General features: G+C 38.9%; 13 protein-coding genes. 10 read left to right on the forward strand and 3 right to left on the reverse strand.

Annotated elements, in window-relative coordinates:
• Window positions 1-28 precede the first annotated feature (28 nt).
• Entirely contained in the window at window positions 29-1,963 is a 1,935-nt protein-coding gene (locus G6N06_RS07345; protein WP_163515418.1) for an LTA synthase family protein, read from the reverse strand.
• 185 nt (window positions 1,964-2,148) lie between these two features.
• Here G6N06_RS07345 and G6N06_RS07350 point away from each other — a divergent pair, with 185 nt between their 5' ends.
• From G6N06_RS07350 to G6N06_RS07395, 10 genes are all read left to right on the forward strand, one after another.
• On the forward strand, window positions 2,149-2,601 hold the full coding sequence (locus tag G6N06_RS07350; RefSeq protein ID WP_163515419.1) for a MarR family winged helix-turn-helix transcriptional regulator: 453 nt from the start codon (window positions 2,149-2,151) through the stop codon (window positions 2,599-2,601).
• A gap of 4 nt (window positions 2,602-2,605) precedes the next feature.
• The gene (locus tag G6N06_RS07355) at window positions 2,606-4,999 is read left to right on the forward strand and encodes a 3-hydroxyacyl-CoA dehydrogenase/enoyl-CoA hydratase family protein (RefSeq protein WP_163515421.1); all 2,394 of its coding nucleotides are present in this window, start codon (window positions 2,606-2,608) and stop codon (window positions 4,997-4,999) included.
• Between the two features lie 113 nt (window positions 5,000-5,112).
• Window positions 5,113-5,469 (forward strand): four helix bundle protein, encoded by a 357-nt coding sequence (locus G6N06_RS07360; protein WP_163515422.1) that lies wholly within the window; start codon window positions 5,113-5,115, stop codon window positions 5,467-5,469.
• Between the two features lie 30 nt (window positions 5,470-5,499).
• Window positions 5,500-6,693, forward strand: coding sequence for an acetyl-CoA C-acyltransferase (locus G6N06_RS07365; RefSeq protein WP_163515423.1), 1,194 nt, complete (start codon window positions 5,500-5,502; stop codon window positions 6,691-6,693).
• Between the two features lie 81 nt (window positions 6,694-6,774).
• The gene (locus G6N06_RS07370; protein WP_308469748.1) at window positions 6,775-7,098 is read left to right on the forward strand and encodes a four helix bundle protein; all 324 of its coding nucleotides are present in this window, start codon (window positions 6,775-6,777) and stop codon (window positions 7,096-7,098) included.
• A 53-nt stretch (window positions 7,099-7,151) separates the two neighbouring features.
• Window positions 7,152-8,957: an acyl-CoA dehydrogenase FadE gene (locus G6N06_RS07375; protein WP_163515425.1), complete on the forward strand. Its 1,806-nt coding sequence runs from the start codon at window positions 7,152-7,154 to the stop codon at window positions 8,955-8,957.
• Window positions 8,958-9,255: 298 nt separating this feature from the next.
• Window positions 9,256-10,557, forward strand: coding sequence for a DUF6265 family protein (locus G6N06_RS07380; protein ID WP_163515426.1), 1,302 nt, complete (start codon window positions 9,256-9,258; stop codon window positions 10,555-10,557).
• A 39-nt stretch (window positions 10,558-10,596) separates the two neighbouring features.
• Window positions 10,597-11,934, forward strand: coding sequence for a M28 family peptidase (locus tag G6N06_RS07385; RefSeq protein ID WP_163515427.1), 1,338 nt, complete (start codon window positions 10,597-10,599; stop codon window positions 11,932-11,934).
• Window positions 11,935-11,937: 3 nt separating this feature from the next.
• Window positions 11,938-13,560 (forward strand): M1 family metallopeptidase, encoded by a 1,623-nt coding sequence (locus tag G6N06_RS07390; protein ID WP_163515428.1) that lies wholly within the window; start codon window positions 11,938-11,940, stop codon window positions 13,558-13,560.
• Window position 13,561: 1 nt separating this feature from the next.
• The gene (locus G6N06_RS07395) at window positions 13,562-14,134 is read left to right on the forward strand and encodes a YdeI/OmpD-associated family protein (protein WP_163515430.1); all 573 of its coding nucleotides are present in this window, start codon (window positions 13,562-13,564) and stop codon (window positions 14,132-14,134) included.
• Between the two features lie 118 nt (window positions 14,135-14,252).
• Here G6N06_RS07395 and G6N06_RS07400 read toward each other — a convergent pair whose 3' ends face one another.
• Both G6N06_RS07400 and G6N06_RS07405 read right to left on the reverse strand, forming a co-directional pair.
• Window positions 14,253-15,719: a magnesium chelatase gene (locus G6N06_RS07400; protein WP_163515432.1), complete on the reverse strand. Its 1,467-nt coding sequence runs from the start codon at window positions 15,717-15,719 to the stop codon at window positions 14,253-14,255.
• Between the two features lie 143 nt (window positions 15,720-15,862).
• Window positions 15,863-16,990: a vWA domain-containing protein gene (locus tag G6N06_RS07405; protein ID WP_163515434.1), complete on the reverse strand. Its 1,128-nt coding sequence runs from the start codon at window positions 16,988-16,990 to the stop codon at window positions 15,863-15,865.
• Window positions 16,991-17,110 lie beyond the last annotated feature (120 nt).

A 17,110-nucleotide genomic window follows, 5' to 3' on the forward strand; every position in this document is an offset into this window, starting at 1 on the left:
AAGGAGCTTCTTAAAACGAAGCTCTTTTTTATTGCTCCAAGCTCAACTTCTTATCCACAATACGTTCAAAATAGTCTTCCAAAAATGCTTTGCAGGCTTTCTCGGTTTCATCCATTTCAGGTGTTCTATTGGCAATCAAATTGTTTTCGAGACTTTTATCGTTAATATCATAAAACCCTGTAGCATTCTTGCCGTTAAAAGTACAGATGTAGTTGCCTCTTAACATGTGGTATTGCGATGCATTATGGTTAATCGCAAAAGGCACAACACCATCGTCAGAAACGAGGCTCCTTCCCCAACTTCTAAAAGGCTTATCGTAGCCTATGAGATCCATTAAGGTGGGATAAATATCTATTTGTTGCGCCAATTCATTATCTACACCTATTAAACTACCATCCGATTTATAAAACAGAATCGGTACCGCACGCCTATTGATGACCTTGTTATACTCATCATAATACACTTGGTTAGGATGATCGGCAGTAATGACAAATATGGTATTGTCAAACCACGGCTCCTTCTTAGCAGCATTGAAAAATTGCTTGAACGCATAATCTGTATAGCCAACAGGTTCGTGCATTTTAATATGTCCCTTTGGAAATTTACCATCATATTTTTTAGGAATTTTAAAAGGTTCATGTGACGATACTGTAAAAACGGTGCTAAAAAATGGCTGCTGTTTATGATCTAAAGTAGATTTCATGTACTGCAAAAAGGGTTCATCCCAAATGCCCCAACTGCCATCAAAATCATCATCGTTGCCGTACTCTTCCATCCCATAATAATGATCGAATCCCAAAATATTACTAAAGCCTAAAAATCCCATCGACCCGTTGGGTGCACCATGAAAAAAAGATGTATCATAATCCAAATCGTTCAAAACAGAGACCAAACTCTGAATCTTTTGATTGGAATAACTTGAAGATGTAAACGCATCAACAAATGATGGAATCCCGGATAAAACAGAGGACATTCCATGAATGGACTTTGCACCATTGGCAAAGGCATTCGGAAAAATAAGACTGTGTTGCGCCAAAGAATCTAAAAATGGCGTGTAGCTTACATAGTTTTCCACTCCGATGTCCTTATTAAAAGCTCCCAAATATTCCCTACCCATACTTTCTGTGATGATCACGACAATATTCGGTTTTGTGGGCGGATTATTTTTATAGTGCTTAATAGGCTTAATATAAAATTGAATTTCTTCATCGGAAATATCATAATCTACTTTCTTAAAGCTATTGTTACCAAAGGTCCTGATAAATGCAAATGTGGTATTGAGCACCAAATCTGCCTGTTCCATTTTTTTGACATGCTTACTGGCATCCACCAAATTGATGGGACGCGTGCTTTTTTTGAAATCGCCTCCTCTGATACCGCCCACAATCAAAGTAGCAATGACCACAAAGCCAATCAAAGAAGACATATAATAAGTTACGGTTGACAATCGGTGGGCCGATGGTTTCATTTTGACGCGTTTATATAGATAGATCCATAACATGCTCACTAAAACAAAAAGGAGATACACGTGCCAATAACTCACCATAAACCTGAAAAACATTGCCGTTTTATTGGCTTCATTTTCTACGACCTCCAACACCGACAAGGTCGTTCTGGCGAAATTAAATTTATAGTAAATAAAATCCACATAATTGAAGGCATAACCAATCAAATTGGTAACAAAATAAACATAGAACAATAATTTTTGATACCAGGAAGAAACGGTTAAACGAAGTGGTAAAAGTGACAGTACAATAAACAGACTATTGACATACAATATAGCCGCCGTATCAAATGCCAAGCCATAATAAGACAGTTTAAAAAACTCGCCAACAGAATGGACTTCCAAAACATCGTAGTTATAGAAGAAGAACAAGACCCTTGCAATAAAATAAAAGACATAAGCTAAAAACAGACGGTAAAGTAGAATTATATATTCTTGTTTCCTAAAGAACAACTTCATGCAAAACAAATGTAATGTTAATAATTGCGCAAAAGTACAAATAACTGTTTAACCAAGTTCGATTCGGAAGATTTAAAAGACTTCATAAATGAATTGGAATCTGATATTTAATTCATAAAAAATATTTTTAATTTATTATGCGTGCATAGTAAATTTTTGTATATTTGGAATCCTTATGAATTACAATGAAAGATAAAACCATTGATTATGTTCTTAGAACCACTTGGTTAGCGGTTACTAAAATGTACAACGAAGAAGCTTCAAAGTTTGACAGTACAATGGCGACAGGCTTCGCACTACTAAGCATCGATCCAGAAAAAGGAACGCCTTCAACCGCCATGGGTCCGAAAATGGGCATGGAAGCCACAAGCCTATCCAGAACCTTAAAGTCGATGGAAGCTCGTGGTTTGATTGAGCGGCGTCCCAATCCTGATGACGGACGTGGTGTTCTGATTTTTCTAACCGATTTTGGAAAGAAAAAACGAGCTTACTCTAAAGAAAAAGTACTGACTTTTAATGAGGCCATACGTAAAAACACCTCAGAAGAACAGTTGCAGCATTTTTATGAGGTGGCTGAAATCATCAATAATATGATCTCCAATAAAAATATATACAACCAAAAAGAAAATAGTTTATAATAATATGAGCAAACGTAGAATAAAAAAAGTAGCCATTATAGGCTCTGGGATTATGGGAAGCGGTATTGCATGTCACTTTGCCAATATAGGTGTTGACGTATTACTTCTTGATATTGTTCCTAGAGAATTGAATGATGCTGAAAAAGCTAAAGGACTGACCTTAGAGGACAAAGCCGTTAGAAACAGAATTGTTAACGATTCTTTGACTGCTTCCCTAAAATCGAAGCCCTCTCCTATTTATCATCAATCGTTCGCCAGCAGGATTACGACTGGTAACCTTGAGGATGACATTGCCAAAGTAAAAGATGTCGATTGGATCATGGAGGTTGTTGTTGAGCGCTTGGACATTAAGAAACAGGTCTTTGAAAAACTTGAAAATCACAGGACTCCTGGAACTTTGATTACCTCAAACACCTCAGGGATTCCGATTCATTTTATGAGTGAAGGCCGAAGTGAAGATTTCCAAAAGCATTTCTGTGGAACTCACTTTTTTAATCCTGCACGCTACTTGAAATTATTTGAAATTATTCCTGGACCAAAAACATCTCAAGAAGTATTGGATTTCTTGAATAATTATGGTGAAAAATTCCTTGGAAAAACTTCAGTTATCGCAAAAGATACGCCGGCCTTTATCGGAAATCGTATTGGGATTTTTGGAATCCAAAGCCTCTTCCACCAAGTTAAGGAAATGGATTTGACGGTTGAAGAAGTTGATAAGTTGACTGGGCCTGTTATTGGACGTCCTAAATCGGCCACCTTCAGGACCGTTGACGTCGTTGGTTTGGATACTTTGGTACATGTTGCCAATGGTATTTATGAAAACTGTCCTGATGATGAAGCTCACGAGCTTTTTAAACTTCCAGATTTTATCAATAAAATGGTGGAAAACAAATGGTTTGGAAGTAAAACCGGACAAGGCTTTTATAAAAAGGAAGGGAAGGACATTAGGACCTTGGATTTAAACACCCTTGAATATAGAGATCGAAAATCGGCACGATTTGCCACCTTAGAGTTGACTAAAACCGTTGACAAGGTCATTGATCGTTTTCCGATTTTAATTTCAGGAAAAGATAAAGCCGGAGAGTTTTACAGAAAGAATTTTGCAGCGATGTTTGCTTATGTTTCTAACAGAATTCCAGAAATAACAGACGAGCTTTATAAAATAGATGATGCCATGAAAGCCGGATTTGGCTGGGAACATGGTCCTTTTCAAATTTGGGACGCCGTTGGTGTCGAAAAAGGTATCGAATTGATGAAAGCCGAAGGTTTAAAACCTGCTGCTTGGGTGAATGAGATGTTGGAATCTGGAAACAAATCGTTTTACACTGTTAAAGAAGGAAATACGTTCTTTTACGATATTCCATCCAAAAAACAAGAAAAAGTACCAGGACAAGATGCGTTTATCATCTTGGATAACATACGTAAGTCCAAAGAAGTTTACAAGAACTCAGGTGTTGTTGTTGAAGATTTAGGAGACGGTATCTTGAATGTCGAATTCCAATCTAAAATGAACACGATTGGTGGCGATGTGCTTTCTGGGTTGAACAAAGCGATTGACCTTGCTGAAAAAGATTTCGCAGGATTGGTAGTAGGAAATCAAGCGGCAAACTTCTCGGTTGGTGCCAATATTGGCATGATTTTCATGATGGCAGCCGAACAAGAGTACGACGAGCTTAATACGGCCATCAAATATTTCCAGGATACGATGATGCGCATGCGTTATTCGGCAATCCCAACGGTTGCTGCACCTCACGGGATGGCTCTTGGTGGTGGTTGTGAATTATCCATGCACGCAGATAAAGTAGTTGCTGCTGCCGAAACCTATATCGGACTGGTAGAGTTTGGTGTTGGGGTGATTCCCGGTGGAGGCGGCTCTAAAGAAATGGCGCTCCGTGCCCAAGATACGTTTAGAAAAGGTGATGTTGAGTTGAACACACTTCAAGAGTATTTCTTGACTGTTGCGATGGCCAAAGTATCCACTTCTGCTTATGAAGCTTTCGACTTAGGAATTCTTCAAAAAGGAAAAGATATTGTCGTTGTGAATAAAGACAGACAATTGGCGACTGCCAAAGCACACGCTCAACTTATGGCCGATGCTGGGTATACACAACCTGTTAAACGAAACGATATTAAAGTGCTTGGCAAACAAGCCTTAGGGATGTTTATGGTTGGAACAGACGCCATGGAAGACAGCAATTACATCAGTGAACACGATCGAAAAATCGCAAATAAATTAGCTTATGTCATGGCTGGAGGCGATTTATCAGAACCAACGTTGGTCAATGAGCAATATTTATTGGATTTGGAACGTGAAGCATTTTTGTCACTTTGTACAGAGAGAAAAACTTTGGAAAGAATTCAACATATGTTGAAGACGGGCAAACCTTTACGGAATTAAGTACAAAGTATTAAGTACAAAGACGGTTAATCATGACATATGGTTTATGGAATACCTAATGCATTTAAATAGAACTAAATTCACTTAATACTAACATCTTAATACCAATAAACATGCACAGATTCGAAGAGCTAAAAATATGGCAAAAAGCAATGGATATTACTGAAAACTGCTATCGAGCCACTGAGAATTTCCCTGAAGAAGAGAAATATGGATTGACTTCTCAGCTTAGAAAAAGTGCAATTTCTATTCCTTCAAATATCGCTGAAGGAGCAGGAAGAAACACAAATGGAGAATTTATGCAGTTTCTTGGAATTGCTAATGGATCATCATTTGAATTACTAACACAATTATACTTGTCTAAAAGATTAGATTTAATAACAGAAGATAAAGTAAGACCAATTATTAATGAGGTACTTGAAGTTAGTAAAATGAATTATTCTCTTCAAAGAACACTCAAAAAGTCTTAATACTTAATACTTAAAATCTTAATACAAATTATGAGCAAACAAGCTTACATAGTAAAAGCATACAGAACCGCAGTTGGGAAAGCACCTAAAGGCGTGTTCCGATTTAAAAGAGCCGATGAATTGGGTGCTGAAACCATTCAGCACATGATGAAAGATTTACCAAATCTTGATGTGAAACGAATAGATGACGTCATGGTGGGCAACGCCATGCCAGAAGGCTCGCAAGGCTTGAACATGGCACGTTTTATTTCGTTGATTGGCTTGGACAGTGTTGATGTACCGGGAGTGACGGTCAATCGATTTTGTTCTTCGGGATTAGAAACCATTGCCATGGCGACTGCAAAAATTCAATCTGGAATGGCCGAATGTATCATTGCAGGAGGTGCTGAAAGTATGAGTTCGGTTCCAATGACCGGATTCAAACCAGAACTGAACTATGACATCGTTAAATCTGGTCATGAAAGCTATTACTGGGGCATGGGAAATACGGCAGAAGCAGTCGCCAAACAGTTTAAAGTATCTCGTGAAGACCAAGATGAATTCGCCTACCATTCACATATGAAGGCTTTAAAAGCACAGGCAGAAAATCGTTTTCAGGATCAGATTGTACCTATCACGGTGGATCAGACTTACGTAGATCCTAACGGTAAAAAAGCAACCAAATCTTACACAGTCACAAAAGATGAAGGTCCAAGGGCAGGAACGAGCATAGAAGTGCTGGCAAAGTTACGTCCGGTATTTGCTGCAAACGGCAGTGTTACGGCAGGGAACTCATCACAAATGAGTGACGGTGCAGCCTTCGTAATGATTATGAGCGAAGCAATGGTCAAGGAATTGAATCTTGAGCCAATTGCGCGCTTAGTCAATTATGCCGCTGTGGGTGTCGAACCTCGCATTATGGGTATCGGTCCGGTAAAAGCCATTCCAAAAGCATTAAAATTGGCAGGTTTGGAGCAGAAAGATTTGGAATTGATCGAATTAAACGAGGCTTTTGCATCGCAATCCATAGCAGTGATCAGAGAACTCAATTTGAATCCAGACATCGTCAATGTCAACGGTGGCGCCATCGCCTTGGGCCATCCACTAGGATGTACTGGTGCAAAATTATCGGTGCAGCTGTTTGATGAGATGCGCAAACGCAATATGCAAGGCAAATATGGAGCAGTCACGATGTGCGTTGGTACAGGACAAGGGGCTTGTGGGGTGTTTGAATTCCTCCATTGATGAGATAATAGAATATAGAAAAGAGAAAATAGATTACAGAATTTCAGAATGGGGTTTAGAAAACGTCATAATTATAAAAACTTGAAAATTTGGCTATTAGCTTTAGAGATAGCAAATGATATTTCTGATTTATTGATAGAGTTCCCAAAACATGAACGTTATGATCTAACTTCTCAATTGAGTAGGTGCTCCGTATCAATACCAAGCAATATTGCCGAAGGCTCTGCGAAAACTGATAAATCATTTAGCAATTATCTCGATATTTCCTTAGGGTCTTCCTTTGAATTAGGAACTCAATTATTGATAGCAAAACACAGAAAATATATAAACGAACAAAATTTAAAAATGCTCGAAGAAAAAATAGAAGAATTCCAAAGAATGACAATGGATTCCAAAATGGACTAAATAAATAGTCTATTTTCTATACTCTATTTTCTCTCTTCTTAAACAAGAAAAATATGGAAACACAACAAGAAAAAGAAATACTAAGAGGTGGACAGTTCATCGTCAAGGAAACCAAATGCGAAGATGTCTTCACACCAGAAGATTTTAATGAAGAGCAAAAAATGATGCGTGACTCCGTCAAGGAGTTTAATGATCGAGAGATTATTCCGCATAAAGATCGTTTTGAAGCCAAGGATTATGCCTTGACTGAAGAAGTCATGCGTAAGGCAGGTGAAATGGGCTTTTTGAGCGTGTCAGTTCCTGAAGCTTATGGCGGAATGGGAATGAGCTTTGTCTCAACCATGATTGTTTGTGAATACATTTCCAGTGGAACAGGATCTTTCAGTACGGCTTTCGGAGCACATACAGGAATTGGAACGATGCCAATTACCCTTTATGGAACGGAAGAGCAAAAACAGAAATACGTTCCTAAATTAGCGAGCGGCGAATGGTTTGGAGCTTATGCACTTACTGAGCCGGGCGCTGGTTCTGATGCCAATTCAGGTAAAACTACAGCGACACTTTCTGAAGATGGTAAATCTTACAAAATCAACGGACAAAAAATGTGGATCTCCAACGCGGGGTTCTGTAGCTTGTTCATTGTTTTTGCTCGTATAGAAAATGATAAAAATATCACAGGTTTTATAGTTGAACAAGATCCTTCTAATGGCATTACCTTAGGTGAGGAGGAAAATAAATTAGGAATCCACGCCTCTTCAACAAGACAAGTGTTTTTTAACGACACGGTTGTCCCTGTAGAAAACATGTTGGCTGGTCGTGGTGAAGGCTTTAAAATCGCCATGAATGCCTTAAATATTGGACGTATCAAATTGGCTGCAGCCTGTTTGGATTCACAAAGAAGAATTACAACAACTGCTGTTGAATACGCCAATGAACGCAAACAATTCAACACTCGAATCTCAGACTTTGGTGCCATTAAAATGAAGTTGGCCGAAATGGCTACCAGTACTTATGCTGGTGAATCAGCTTCATACCGAGCTGCCAAAAACATAGAAGACCGCATTGCCATGCGTCAAGCAGCTGGCAACTCTCATCAGGAAGCCGAATTGAAAGGTGTTGAAGAATATGCTATTGAATGTTCTATTTTAAAGGTTGCTGTTTCTGAAGATCTTCAAAACTGTGCTGACGAAGGCATCCAAATTTTTGGTGGGATGGGCTTCTCTAAAGACACGCCTATGGAAGCTGCCTGGAGAGATGCACGTATCGCGAGAATCTATGAGGGAACCAACGAAATCAACAGAATGCTTTCTGTGGGTATGTTGGTCAAAAAAGCAATGAAAGGTCACGTGGACTTATTGGGCCCAGCTCAAGCTGTCGCTGACGAACTATTGGGTATCCCTTCTTTTGACACCCCCGATTACTCTGAGTTGTTTGCAGAAGAAAAAGAAATGATTGCCAAACTCAAGAAGGTTTTCTTGATGGTGGCAGGAGCCGCCGTTCAAAAATTTGGTCCGGATTTAGAAGGTCACCAACAATTATTGTTGGCTGCTTCAGACATTCTTATTGAGATTTACATGGCTGAATCGACTATTTTAAGAGCTGAGAAAAACGCTAAACGTTTTGGTGAAAAAGATCAAGAAATTCAAATCGCCATGGCGAAATTGTATTTGTACAATGCGGTGTCTATTGTTGAGAAAAATGGAAAAGAAAGCATCATTTCATTTGCAGAAGGCGATGAGCAACGTATGCTGTTGATGGGCTTGAGACGTTTTGTAAAATACACCAACTACCCAGATATTGTAGATTTGCGTAACACCATTGCGGAAAAAGTTAAAGCGGAGAACAAGTATAATTTATAATTAACTTTCCAGATTGCAAACTGAGACATCAGTGCGGAACGGCCCGATACACATATTGTTTCTGAAATTTTGACTAACTCAAATTTGATTAACAAAGAAAAGCCAATTCATTAATTTGAATTGGCTTTTTGATTTCCACCCATCAGTGGGTTTTAATACCTCGAAGTTATCGATTGATAATCATCTCATTTTGACTGTTCTTCCTTTTCTTCATTAAACTTATAGGAAACACGAATGGCCTGAAAATTTAATACCCAATTTACATTCAAAAATTATATCTTTATAAAAATAAGCCTCTATGAAATCGAGATTTTCAATCCTGTTCGCGTTAAGTACATTTTTAAGCTTTGCACAACCCAACACTGACGTTTTTTTATTTGACTTGAATACTGAAAAAGACGGATTTAAATTATCCAACTTTGAAAACATTTCAAATAATGAGGGCTACGACAATCAACCGTCCTTTATGGATAATGAAACGATTTTATACGCTGGAACGCGGAATGCACAAACTGACATCGTCAAATACGACCTCAAATATGGTTCAAAAACTTGGATTTGCTTTACGGAAGGCGGCGAATATTCCCCATTAAAAATCCCTAACCAAAATGCCGTTTCCGCCATCCGATTGGATCCTGACGGTAAACAACGCCTCTATAGGTATGATTTAAAAAACAGTACGAATACTGTTTTGTTAGATACTTTAGTGGTTGGCTACCACCTTTGGTTTGACAAAAACACTATTATTTCTTCTGTTTTAGAGTCAGGTTTTCTGTCTCTATATAGCTCTGACTTAAAAACAGGCCAAAACAAACGGATTACGACACATGTAGGCAGATCTTTACATCATATTCCAAATTCGGACTTGATCAGTTTTATTTCTAAAAACACAGATGGTACTTCAGAAATCAAATCTTTAAATCCCAAAACTGGCGTCATAAAATACATAGCTCCCACCCTTTCTGGCGTTGAAGATATGTGTTGGTTGGCAGATGGGAGTGTTATCATGGCCAAAGGAGATGTACTTTTCAAATTGAATCCCAATAATAAATTAGGCTGGATTGAAATAGTTTCTTTAAAATCCTATGGTATTAACAATCTCAGCCGTTTAACAGTAAGTCCTAATGGAAACAAATTAGCCATTGTTGGAGAGTTTACAACCTCAGCCACAAACCCATTAAATAATACATCTGCAATACTGGAACCCAAACTTGAGAACATCAAATGGATTGCTGGCAATTGGAAAGGAGAAGCTTTTGGTGGACAAACGGAAGAAAACTGGAGCGAACCTTCTGCCGGTTCAATGATGGCCACCTTTAAATTGATTGATAAAGACAAAGTAGTTTTTTATGAGATTGAAATCATTCGTGAGGTAGAAAACACGCTCATCCTACAACTCAAACATTTTGGGAGCGATCTTAAAGGTTGGGAGGAAAAGGATAAAACTATCGATTTTTCACTTAAGGAAATCACGGAAAATAAAGTCGTCTTTGAAGGCATGATTTTTGAAAAAATAAGTGCCAATGAAATGAATATCTATGTCGATATCAAACAAGACAATGACAGCGTGGAAACTGTAAAATTTAATTATAAAAAATAAAGTCAATTATCTTAGTTAATCATCAGAAAATAAAATGCCATGAAGACGTTACTAAAACCCATAATTCTATTCTTTTTTTGTTATCATCTTTCAGCACAAACCGACCAGAAAATATATGACATTATCGATGCCGTATCTGCCGACCGGATTAAAAATGACGTGCAAACTCTCGTCAATTTTGGCACCAGAAACACGTTTAGTGACACCGTTTCTGATACTCGTGGGATTGGAGCCGCCAGACGTTGGATTAAACGAGAGTTTGAAACCATTTCCAAAGATTGTAATAACTGTTTGAACGTGTTCTATCAAAAAGATTTTGTCACCAAAGAAGGCAATAATCGCGTGCCTCATGATGCTTGGGTGGTCAATGTGGTTGCCGTTCAAAAAGGAACCAAATATCCAAACCGATACATTATAATGAGTGGTGATATCGATTCACGCGGCAGTGACACCATGGATTTTACCGTAGATGCTCCGGGGGCCAACGACAATGCTTCGGGAATGGCAGGGGCCATTGAGGCGGCTCGTGTACTTTCCAAATATAAATTTGAAAGCAGCATTGTTTATGTTGGGCTTTCAGGTGAAGAACAAGGTCTTTTTGGTGGTGCAGGATTGGCCGCATATGCCAAGGAAAAAGGCTGGGAAATTATTGGTGTGCTTAATAATGATATGATAGGAAATATTGAAGGTGTTGATGGTGTGATTGACAACCGAACCTTTAGAATATTTTCAGAGCCTGTGCCTCCAACCGAAACCGACCGGGAACGTCAAATGCGTCGTTTTTACGGTGGTGAAGTCGATGGAATTTCACGCCAATTGGCACGTTATGTCCACAAAACCACCAAAACCTATATGCCAGAAATGAATCCGATGATGGTGTACAGGCTCGACCGTTTTGGTCGTGGTGGCCATCATCGTCCGTTCAACGATTTAGGATTTCCTGGCATCCGGATCATGGAAGCTCATGAGAATTACACCCAGCAACATCAAGATATCCGCACCGAAAACGGCGTCAATTATGGCGACACCTTTGAACACGTCAATTTCCCGTACGCCGCTAAATTGACCGCAGTCAATGCCATCAATATGGCCAGTTTGGCGTCTGCTCCACCTCCACCTAAATCCGTGGCCATTGGTGGGATTGTAGAAGCTTCGGCAAAATTAAAATGGGACAAAGTGGAAGGCGCCAAAGGCTATAAAATTTACTGGAGAGATACAACCTCACCAACTTGGGACCATTCCAGATATGTTGGAGATATTGACGAGTTTACACTGAAAGGCATTGTCATTGACAATTCGTATTTTGGTGTTGCTTCAGTAGGAAAAGATGGTTATGAAAGCGTGGTGGTTTTTCCAAACTCAATCTTAAGAAATTAGTCAATGAACAAATCCCTTTTTTTCCTTTTAATTATTGTATCATTTCAAACCCTAAACGGTCAGAACAATAGCTTCACAAAGCAAGACAGTCTAAGAGGCTCCATAACTCCTGAACGTGCCTGGTGGGATTTGACCTATTATCATTTGGACATTTCTGTTGATCCGAGTACCAAATCCATAAAAGGAAAAAACTCGGTGCATTATAAGGTATTAAAACCCAATTCCGTGCTCCAAATCGACTTACAAGCACCATTAATGATCACCAAAGTAACTCAAAACGGAGAAGAGTTAAGCGTAGATCATCAAGGCAACGCGCACTTTATCAAACTAAAGAGTGATCAAAAAAAGGGTAGCCTCCAAAGTTTAGATGTTTATTATGAAGGGCAACCCAAAGAAGCCAAAAGAGCTCCTTGGGACGGCGGATTTTCTTGGAAAAAGGATGACAACGGTAATGATTTTGTGGCCACCTCTTGTCAAGGACTTGGCGCAAGCGTTTGGTGGCCCAACAAAGACCATATGTATGATGAAGTAGACAGTATGCTCATCAGTGTTAGGGTTCCAAAGGCTTTGATGGAGGTTTCCAACGGACAATTGCGCGGCGTTGAAGACCATAAAGATGGCACAAATACCTATCATTGGTTTGTCAACAATCCGATCAATAATTACGGTGTCAATGTCAATATTGGTGATTATGTCCATTTTTCTGAAGATTATAATGGTGAAAAGGGCATCTTGAAAATGGATTATTATGTCCTGAAATACAATCTCGAAAAAGCCAAGCAACAATTTAAGGACGCCCCAAGAATGATGGAAGCCTTTGAACATTGGTTTGGGCCCTATCCGTTTTATGAAGATGGATATAAGTTAGTGGAAGTCCCCTATTTGGGAATGGAGCACCAAAGTTCCGTCACTTACGGCAACGGATTTGAAAATGGCTATTTAGGTCGGGATCTCTCTGGCACGGGATGGGGTTTGAAATTCGATTTTATCATCATCCACGAATCCGCCCACGAGTGGTTTGCCAATAACATCACTTACAAGGATATTGCCGATATGTGGATCCACGAGAGTTTTACGGCCTATGCCGAAAGTATATTTGTAGAGTATTTTTATGGGAAAAAGGCTGGGGCAGAATATGTCATCGGTACACGACGCGGGATTCAAAACGATGCGCCCATTATTGGCCCGTATGATGTCAATCAATCAGGTTCTGGAGACATGTATTACAAAGGTGCGAATATGTTGCATACTTTAAGGCAATGGATCAACAATGATGACCAATGGCAACAAATTTTAAGAGGTCTGAACGAAACGTTTTATCATCAAACGGTCACTACAGAACAAATCGAAAATTATATCTCCAAAACTTCTGGAATTGATCTGTCTGCTTTTTTTAATCAATATTTGAGGGATGTCAGAATCCCAACATTGGAATATCGGATAAAAGACCAACAATTGAAATACCGATGGATCAATACCGTCTCAGGTTTTAATATGCCAGTTCACGTTGCCATTAACGGTAAAGACTTGTGGTTAGCCCCAACAACAGATTGGTCTGCGGCACAAATAGAAGGAAATGAACTTCAAATTGATGTTGATTTTTATGTGAAATCCAAAAAACTGTAACTTGAACTTCGAGGAACTTTATTTTAAATCAGACCACGAATGGCGGGAATGGCTCCATGAAAATCACTCTTCCTGTAAAGGTGTATATCTAATTTTCTACAAGGTAGACCATGAAAATGGTTCCATGCGTTGGGAAGAAGCTGTAAAAGTGGCGCTGTGCTATGGTTGGATTGACTCCACCGCAAAGAGTTTGGGAAATGGCAAACGCCGTCAGTATTTTACACAACGAAATGCTAAAAGCGTTTGGAGTGCCTTAAACAAAAGGCATATTAAAGAATTGATAGCCCATAATTTAATGCATGACAGTGGATTGAAGAGCATCGAAATTGCAAAACAAAACGGTAGTTGGACCGCGTTGGATGCGGTTGAAAATGGCATTATTCCTGAGGATCTTCAGGATGCATTTAACAAAAACGCCAAAGCTTTTCAGAACTATCAAAACTTTGCACCTTCTTACCGAAAAAACTATTTGTATTGGTTAAATCAGGCGAAAAGAGAAACCACTCGCAAAGCAAGAATAATTGAAATTATTAATCTATCCGAAAAGAACGTAAAATCCAGAGGAACGCGCTGAATCCCTTCCATTAAAAACAAAAAAAACACGCATCAAAACTCTGATTTGATGCGCGTTATATTCGGTATTAAAGTATTAAAAACGACCTTATCCGATGTTCAAAAGTGACAGACTCCTTTTAAATCCCACTTATAAAACTCCCATAAGGATCCTTGAATTGCATCCCTTCTGAAAATCGGAATTTATTTAATTGTTTGAATTCTACTAAGGCCCAAAGCACAAATTCCTTTACAAAATAACTTTCCCCCTTGGTTAAGTTGGGTTGATGTTCAATCAACAACTCATCCAATGGTGTAATGGCATCTAAACGACTTTTGTAGTCTTTATCACTTAAATCATCCAAAAGTTCAAATCCGTCCTTTTGATTGAAAAACCAAGAGACAATCTCATCATAAGGAGTTTCAGCATCCTCTTTCTTAAGTTTTTCAATTTTTGGGAAAAACTCCTCGAACAAACTTCTAACGCCCTCGCCAATTAAATTATAAGCGACAACGGCAGCACCTTCCTGTTCACCTTCATAAACCAATTCTATCTTACCGGTTATCGAAGGAATGATCCCTACAAAATCACTTAAGCGCACCATTGTTTTGCCGTCACCCGCTAATAAAGCGCGACGTTCTGCTGTACTCATTAAATTCTCTAAAGCGGTAATACTCAAACGGGCACTCACCCCACTTTTAGAATCAATAAAATCACTTTCCCGAGCCTCAAAAACAATCTGCTCCAATAGATCCCGAGCTAAATCAGGAATTGCAACCATATCATTCTGCCCTTCTACTACTTTCGCTTCTTGCTCAGTAATCAATCGGGCCGTTTCTATATCTATTGGGTAATGGGTCAAGATTTGTGAGCCAATTCTATCTTTTAAAGGTGTTACAATACTTCCTCTATTGGTATAGTCTTCAGGGTTTGCAGTAAACAAAAACTGAATATCCAAAGGCAATCTCAACTTAAAGCCTCTAATTTGGATATCGCCTTCCTGCAAAATATTGAATAGAGCCACTTGTATCCTTGCCTGTAAATCGGGCAATTCGTTAATCACAAAAATACAACGGTTGGCGCGCGGAATCATTCCGTAGTGGATCACGCGATCATCGGCATAACTCAATTTTAAATTCGCCGCCTTGATTGGGTCCACGTCACCAATAAGATCGGCGACCGTCACGTCAGGCGTTGCCAGTTTCTCGGCAAATCGTTCACTTCTGTGTAACCATCCGATAGGTGTATCATCGCCTTTTTCCTTGATCAATTCCTTGGCATATCGAGAAATGGGATGTAAAGGGTCATCATTAATTTCAGAACCTTCCACCACAGGAATATAGTCATCCAAGAGGTTTAGCATCAAACGCGCCAACCTAGTTTTAGCTTGTCCGCGCAATCCTAATAGGTTAATATTATGACGTGAAAGTATGGCACGTTCCAATTCTGGAATCACCGTATTCTCATAGCCATGGACGCCTTCAAATGTGGTTTCCTTATTCTTAATTTTCTGAATTAAATTATCACGCAATTCGTCTTTAATCGATTTGCTTTGGTAATTGGCTTTTTTCAATTCGCCTAATGTTGTTATAGTGTCTATTTTCATATATATTCTTCTCCTTAAAAAAGTTCTTATTTTCAATATTTTAGAACTGTTATATCATAATTATTACCTTTCAAACCTACACGGTTTTAGAAACCTTGCAGGTTGAGGGTTGCTTGTGCTTCGGGCTACCAACTTCCCACTTTCTATCCTCTAATCCGCTTTTTCCTGTTGGTTTCATAATCCTCAAAAATCATCTCACCCAATCCTTTCAGTCCGGTGTAAAACGCTTTTCCTTGGTTGGCTTTTGTAAATTCCGTTACAAAACGCATCAGATAAGGATCTTGTGCAATCATGAATGTGGTGATTGGAATATGCAATCTTCTGGCCTGTTGCGCCATGGCATAACATTTATTCATGATATACGGATTTAATCCCGCACTATCCTTGTAATACTGACCATCTGGAAGTCGCAAACAACTTGGTTTTCCATCGGTAATCATAAAGATCTGCTTATTGGTATTTCGCTTTCTTCGCAATAAATCCATTGCCAATTGTAATCCGGCAACAGTATTGGTATGATAAGGTCCCACTTTCAAATACGGTAAGTCCTTAATTTCTATTTGCCATGCATCATTGCCAAAAACCAAGATATCTAGAGTATCTTTTGGATATCGGGTGGTAATCAATTCGGCTAAAGCCATTGCTACCTTTTTTGCAGGTGTGATCCGGTCTTCACCATATAATATCATACTGTGACTGATATCAATCATCAATACCGTACTCATTTGCGATTTGTGCAATGTATCCTCTACCACTAAATCATCTTCGGTTAAATGGAAATCACCCAATCCATGATTGATCTGCGCATTTTTTAAACTTTCGGTTATCGATACCTTATCCAAAGAATCACCAAATTGATAATCCCTGAAGTCGCCCGTATGCTCATCACCTATTCCAGGGCTTTTACTTTTATGGTTGCCCTGTCCGCTACGTTTGATCTGTCCGAAAATATGATCAAGTGCTTGCTGCCTGATGGCGCGTTCTGTTTTTGAGGTAATGGCCATCCCGCCATTTCCGTCCGGATCGATTTCTTCTCTTATATAACCTTTCCTCTTAAGGTCTTCGATAAAATCATCAATGGTATATTCTGGCGTGGTCAGCTTATATTCTTTATCCAATTCTCTCAACCAATCAATGGCCTCATCAAAATCTCCAGAAGTATGGGTAATCAATTCTTTGAAAATCTCGAAAAGCTTATCAAAAGGTGATTGAAAAGGCGCTTCATAGGTCTTGAAGACGAAACCTTTGCGTATTGGGTTTGTATTTGTCATAGCATGATAAAAATACGATATTTTAATCGACTGATAAATCTATTAACATCTATTTTATGAATCAACTTATGCCTTTTTATTATCTTTAAACCAACGCGTTGAAACAGCGATGTAAATTCT

The sequence above is a fragment of the Gelidibacter japonicus genome (assembly GCF_010725055.1).
GTDB lineage: Bacteria > Bacteroidota > Bacteroidia > Flavobacteriales > Flavobacteriaceae > Gelidibacter > Gelidibacter japonicus.